This is a genomic window from Corallococcus sp. CA047B, from assembly GCF_003612065.1.
Lineage (GTDB): Bacteria > Myxococcota > Myxococcia > Myxococcales > Myxococcaceae > Corallococcus > Corallococcus praedator.
In genome coordinates this window covers 1-6,321 of record NZ_RAWD01000440.1, presented here as the reverse complement: position 1 = coordinate 6,321, position 6,321 = coordinate 1, and the positions used below count along the sequence as shown (strand labels likewise).

General features: G+C 70.8%; 1 protein-coding gene. It reads left to right on the top strand.

Annotation, left to right across the window (positions count from 1 at the left end):
• The coding region (locus D7X74_RS38290) for a non-ribosomal peptide synthetase (protein WP_147446830.1) at positions 1-6,321 on the top strand (6,321 nt) is incomplete at both ends.

Sequence of the window (6,321 nt, the reverse complement as noted above, 5' to 3'; positions counted from 1 at the left end):
GTCAGGCGCTCGCACGGGAGTTGGAGGTGCAGACGCACACGGTGGCGCTGCTGCCTCCGGGGGCGGTGCCCAAGACGTCGAGCGGGAAGATTCAGCGCTTCGCGTGCCGTGCGGCGCTGGTGTCCGGGGAACTCGCGGTGCTGTGGCGCAGTGAGGCGGCGGGTGCGGAGCCGTTGGTGCGGACTCCGGTGGTGCCTGTGTCCGAGGCGCCGACGGTGGAGCAGGCCGGTGCGGCGGAGACCACGGTTTCGGTGGGTACGACGGCGAGTCAGCCCGGTGCGCTCTCGGCTGCCCCGGCTCCAGTTGGCGCGACGGCCAATCAGTCCGGAGTGCCCTCGGGTGTCTCGGCAGTGGACGCCTCGGCTTCGGCTGACGCGACGGCCAATCAGTTCGGTGCCATCGCGGGTGCCTCGGTTGCGGCTGACGCGACGGCGAGTCAACCCGGTGCGCTCGTGGGTGCCTCGGCGGTGGACGCCTCGGCTTCGGCTGGCGCGGCGGGGAATCAGTCTGGTGCCTCCGCCCCTGTGGCCCAGGTCGCGGCCTCCCCTGCCCGCTCCGTGGAGGAACTGGAGCGCATTCTTCGCGAGGAGCTGACCGCGGTCCTCGGGGCGGAGGCCGGCCTTCAGGGCTCGGACGTTCCGCTCACGCAGTTGGGCATGGACTCGCTCGCGGCCGCGGACCTCCAGGGACGCATCGAGAAGCGTCTGGGGACGCGTGTCTCCGCCGCGACCCTGTTGCAGGACGTGACCCTCCAGGGACTCGTGGCGTCGCTGGCCCAGGGCAGCACCGCGACGGGCCTCGCGGCGCTTCCTCCCGTGCAACGGCGCCCAGCTCCGACTGGGCTGACGCCGGCCTCGTTCTCCCAGCAGCGCCTGTGGTTCCTCCAGCAACTGGCGCCGGAGTCCACCGCCTACCATGTCCCCGTGTCGCTCTCGCTCCGAGGCCCCCTGGTCCCGGAGACGCTGTCGCGTTCGCTGAACGAGCTGGTCCGTCGCCACGAAGCGCTGCGCACGACCTTCGTCGCGCGGGACGGCGTGCTGTTCCAACAGGTCCACGCTCCTTCGCCTGTCTCGTTGATGGTGGAGGAGGTCGCCAGCGGGGAATCGGCTCCTGCTGCTTCATCCTTACGCGAGGCCCTGCTGGATGCGTGGGCGGTGCGCGATGCCCAGCAGCCGATGGACATGTTCACCGGGCCGCTGCTGCGCTTCGTGCTGCTGCGCTTCGCGCCCGAGGACCACGTGCTGCTCGTCTTCGTGCACCACCTCATCGCGGACGGCTGGTCCGTGGCGGTGCTTTCCCGAGAACTGGCCGCGCTCTACGGGGCCTTCGGGGACGCGCGCCCTTCGCCCCTGCCCGAGCCCGCGCTCCAGTACGGCGACTTCGCGGCGTGGCAGCAGGCGTACCTGACGCCCCAGGCCCTGGCCCCGGAGCTGGCATGGTGGAAGCAGACGCTCTCCGGCGCGCCTTCCCTGCTGTCCCTGGCCACCGACAAGCTCCGCCCCCAGCGGCTGTCCTCCCAGGGTGCCCGCAGGCTGCGCGTGCTGCCCGCGCCCTTGATGGCGAAGCTGAACGCGCTGGGCCGCCGTGAGGGTGCCACGCCCTTCATGATGCTGGTGTCCGCGCTGGCCGCCGTGCTGCATCGGTGGAGTGGCCAGACGGATTTCATCCTCGGCTCCGCGACGTCCGGGCGCGATGTGCCGGGCACCCGCTCCCTCGTGGGCGACTGCACCAACTTCCTCCCGCTGCGCCTGCGCCTTCCTACCGACACCACCGTGTCGGGGCTGCTCGCCAACGTGAAGCAGACGACGCTGGACGCGCTGGCCCACGGGTACGTGCCGTATGACCACGTGCTCGCCGTGGCGCAGCCGGGCTCGCAGCGGCGCGAGCTGTACAACATCGCCTTCGTCCTGGACGACTACGCCATTCCGCGCGCCCAGCCGGTGGGCGGTGGACTGACGCTGGACGTGGGGCTACTAGACAACCGCACCACCGAACTCGACATGACGTTCGAGGCCGCCCCCGGGCCGGACGGACTGCTCATCGGCTGCAAGTACGCCACGGACCTCTTCGAGCCCGAGACCATCGACCGACTCCTCTCTCACCTGGAGAACGTCGTCGTCGGCATGGTGGCCGCCCCGGAGACGAAGCTCTCCGAGCTACCCGTGATGACGGAAGCCGAGCGTCACCAGGTCCTCCACGGCTGGAGCCCGCCTGTTGAACCGTTCGCCACCGGCACGCTGGTGGAGCGCTTCGAAGCGCAGGTGGACCGCACCCCGGACGCCATCGCCGTCAGCTTCGAGATGCGCCAGCTGACGTACCGCGAGCTGGACGCCCGGGCGAACCGGTTGGCTCACGTGCTCCAAGCGCGTGGCGTGGGCCCGGAAGTCCTCGTGGGCGTGTGCCTGGAGCGCGGCGTGGAGCTGGTCGTCTCACTGCTCGGCATTCTCAAGGCCGGGGGCGCGTACCTGCCCCTGGACTCCGCGCACCCGCGTGAGCACCTGGCCTTCTTGTTGGAAGACGCGCGCTCGCCGCTCGTCCTCAGCCAGGCGTCACTGGAGGACCGCGTGCCGTCCGTGGAAGGCACCTCCGTGCTCACGTTCGAGGCGGCGATGGCCTCCGAGGCTTCGTCCGAACGACCCGCGCACACGTTCGAGGCGGCGATGGCCTCCGGGGCTTCGTCCGAACGGCCCGCGCACCGGAACGCTCCGGGCGACCTCGCGTACGTCATCTACACATCGGGCTCCACCGGACGTCCCAAGGGCGTGATGGTGCAGCACGATCACGTCACGCGGCTCTTCAGCGCGACGGACGCGAAGTTCCACTTCGGGCCCAAGGACGTGTGGACGCTGTTCCACTCGTACGCGTTCGACTTCTCCGTCTGGGAGCTGTGGGGCGCGCTGCTGTACGGCGGCCGGCTGGTGGTGGTGCCGTACTTCGTCAGCCGCTCGCCGCAAGCCTTCCTGCGCCTGCTGGCCGACGAGGGCGTCACCGTCCTCAACCAGACGCCCACCGCCTTCCGTCAACTCCTCCATGCCGAGCAGCAGGCCGCCGCCCAGAACGAGGCTCCGGCCCTGGCGCTGCGCTACGTCATCTTCGGCGGAGAGGCGCTGGACCTCGCGTCGCTGCGCCCCTGGTTCGAGCGTCACGGCGACGCTCGGCCCCAGCTCGTGAACATGTACGGCATCACCGAGACCACGGTGCATGTCACGTGGCGCCCGGTGGGGCTCGCGGACCTGGAGCGTCCTGGCTCCAGCGTCATCGGTCAGCCCATTGCCGACCTCCAGCTGTACCTGCTGGACGCGGCGGGACAGCCGGTGCCCCTCGGTGTACCGGGCGAAATCCACGTGGGCGGCGCGGGCGTGGCCCGAGGCTACCTGCGCCGGCCCGAGCTCACGGCCGCGCGCTTCGTGGACGACCGCTTCGGCCCCGTGCCGGACCGCAAGCTCTACCGCGCGGGAGACCTGGCGCGGCGGCTGCCTTCCGGAGACTTGGAGTACCTGGGCCGCATCGACCACCAGGTGAAGCTGCGGGGCTTCCGCATCGAGCTGGGCGAAATCGAGTCCTCGCTCAGCACGCACCCCGACGTCCGCGAGACGGTCGTCATCGTGCGTGAGGACGTGCCCGGAGACCAGCGCCTCGTGGCCTACGTCGTCCCGGCCACGGTGGAGGCCGGAGTCCTGCGCGAGCACCTGCGCGCGCGCCTGCCCGAGTACATGGTGCCCGCCGCCTTCGTCGGCCTGGACGCCCTGCCCCTCACCACCAACGGGAAGGTGGACCGCCGCGAGCTTCCCGCCCCCTCGGCCGCTACGTCCTCGCATGAGGACGACGCGCCCCTGACGCCGCTCCAGGAGCAATTGGCGTCCCTCTTCCGTGAAGTGCTGCGCGTGGAGCGCGTGGGCGCGCACGATGACTTCTTCGACCTGGGTGGGCACTCGCTGCTGGCCACGCAGCTCGTCACCCGGGTGGCCGCGCGGTTCGGCGTGGACCTGCCCCTGCGCACGCTGTTCGAGGCGCCCACGTTGACTCAGCTCGCGGAGCGCATTCAGGCACTGCCGTCGCGCGCCGTTAGCCCTTCTCTTCCCACGGTGCCGCGGGATGAAGACCTGCCGCTGTCGTTCGCGCAGCAGCGCATGTGGTTCCTGGAGCAGTTGGAACCGGGACAGGCGCTCTACAACATCCCCCTGGCCCTGCGGCTCACCGGGGCCCTGGACGTGGAGGTGCTGCGCCGCACCTTCGCGGAAATCGTTCGCCGGCATGAGCCGCTGCGCACCACCTTCCTGGAGCGCGAGGGCCAGCCCCTCCAGCGCATCCACGCCGCGCCTGCGGAGTGGCCGATCCTTCCCGAAGGAGCCGCGCCTGCTGGATGGCCCCTGCCGATAGAGGTGCTCCCCGAAGGCGCCGCACGAGAGGACACCCTGCGCCGCCGCATGCGCGACGAAGCGGCCCTGCCGTTCGACCTGCGCACCGGCCCGCTCCTGCGCACGCGCTTGCTGCGGTTGGCTGCACAGGAGCACGTGCTGCTGCTGACCCTGCACCACATCGTCTCCGACGGTTGGTCCATGGGTGTGCTCGTGCACGAGGTGGGCAGCCTCTATGCGGCGTTCGCGGAAGGTCGTCCCTCGCCGCTTCCGGCGCTGTCGGTGCAGGCCGCCGACTTCGCCGTGTGGCAGCGCCAGACGGGGAACTCCGAAGGCGTGCAGGCGCACCTGGAAGCCCTGCGTGACTCCCTGAAGGACCTGCCCGCGTTGACGCTGCCGTCCGAGCACGGCCTGCCCACGACGCGGACCCTGCGGGGCGCAAGCCACGTCTTCACGCTGCCGGCCACGCTGGTGCGTACGCTGGAGCAGGTGGCTCGGGAGCGCGACGCCACGCTCTTCATGGTGCTGCTGGCCGGATACGAAGCGCTGCTGTCGCGCTACTCGGGGCAGGACGACTTCGCGGTGGGCAGTCCCGTGGCCCACCGCACCCGGCCGGAGCTGGAGCCGCTCATCGGCGTGTTCCTCAACACGCTGGTGCTGCGTGCCCGCCTGGATGGCAACCCGCGCTTCACCGAACTGCTGGACCGAGTGCGCGAATCCTCCCTGGCAGCGTATGCCCACCAGGACGTTCCGTTCGAACGGCTCGTGGAAGCGCTGCAAACGACGCGCGGTCCATCCCGCACGCCGCTGTTCCAGGTGATGTTCGCGCTGCACAACGCGCCGGTGCCGCCGCCCGCGCTGCCCGGTGTGCGCGTGGAACTGCTGCCCACCGCGCCGGACACCTCACGCTTCGACGTGAGCCTGTCGATGATGGCGCGTGACGAAGGGTTGGAGGGGACGCTCGAATACAGCCTGGACCTCTTCACGCCGACCACCGCCGCGCGACTGGCGTCGCAGTTCCGCGTGCTGCTGGAGGCCGTGGCGAAGGACGTGACGGTGCCCGTCAGCCGCCTGCCACTCATGGACGCCGAAGAGCGCTCCTGGGTGCTGGTGGACTGGAACGCCGCGGCCACCCTGCCCTTCACGGAGGATACCCTCCCTGGCCTCTTCGAAGCCCACGTCCGCCGCGCGCCTGATGCCGTGGCCGTGGAGCACGAGGGCAAGTCACTCACCTACGGAGCGCTGGATGCGCGGGCGAACCAACTCGCGCGCCACCTGGTGTCCCTGGGCCTGCGTCCGGAGGGCCGCGTGGGCCTGTGCCTGGAGCGCGGCCTGGACCTCGTGGTGGGCATGTTGGGCGTGCTCAAGGCCGGCGGCTGCTACGTGCCGTTGGACCCGTCCTACCCGCAGCAGCGGCTGACGTTCATGTTCCAGGACGCGGGCCTGTCCGCCGTGGTGACGGAGCGCGCGCTGCTGCCGTCGCTCCTGGAGCAGTCGTGGCCGACGGTGTACCTGGACTCGCTGGAGCGCCACGACGCCACCACCGCGCCCGTCGGGGTGCCGGTGCTGCCGGGGCAGTTGGCCTACGTGCTCTACACGTCGGGCTCCACCGGGACGCCGAAAGGCGCGGGCGTGGAGCACCGCTCCATCGTCCACCTGGTGCGCGAGACGAACTACGTTCGCCTGACGCCGCAAGACTGCATCGCGCAGGTGTCCACGCCGTCCTTCGACGCGGCCACCTTCGAAATCTGGGGGGCGCTGCTCAATGGCGCGCGGCTCGTCATCCTCCCGCGTGACGTCACGCTGTCGCCGCCGCACCTCGCCCGGAAGCTGCGGGAAGTGGGCGCCACCACGGTGCTGCTCACCACCGCCCTCTTCCACGAGATGGCGCGTGAGGAGCCCGGAGCGCTGGCGGCCCTGCGCAACACCTTCTTCGGCGGGGACCGCGCCGACCCTCGCGCCG